The organism is Mesorhizobium sp. M1A.F.Ca.ET.072.01.1.1 (genome assembly GCF_004023325.1).
Classification (GTDB): domain Bacteria; phylum Pseudomonadota; class Alphaproteobacteria; order Rhizobiales; family Rhizobiaceae; genus Mesorhizobium.
The window spans coordinates 1-446 of sequence record NZ_RZSF01000738.1; the positions used below are offsets into that span (position 1 = coordinate 1).

At 58.5% G+C, this 446-nt stretch carries 1 protein-coding gene; it reads right to left on the reverse strand.

Annotation, left to right across the window (positions count from 1 at the left end):
- A partial coding sequence (locus EOA32_RS37800) for a mechanosensitive ion channel family protein (RefSeq protein WP_145971536.1) occupies positions 1-446 on the reverse strand: 446 nt, incomplete at both ends.

The following is a 446-nucleotide window of genomic DNA, read 5'->3' on the forward strand; positions in this document are numbered from 1 at the left end:
GGTTGTGACCTTGACCCTCAAGACGATGCCGTACTCACCGAACTCCTGTACGCCCTGCATCTTGATCGGTTCGATCACCCAGTTTTTGAATTCGGGGTCTTCCGCCAGTTCCAGGCCGATGCGCTTGATCAGCTTACGAGCGAAGTCGATGTCGGTGTCATAGCCGACGGTGATGTTGAATTTGTCGGTAACCCAGTCGCGGCTCTGGTTCTGGACGGCTCCGAGTTCACCGAACGGTATTGTGAACAGCGGGCCGCGATGGTGCCGCAGCTTCACCGAGCGCAGCGAAAAGCTCTCCACCGTACCCCTGTAGCTGCCCGATGAAATGTATTCGCCGACGCGAAACGCATCGTCGAGCAGATAAAACACGCCTGAGATCACGTCCTTGACGATGGTTTGCGCGCCAAAACCCACGGCGACGCCGACGACGCCGGCGCCGGCGATCA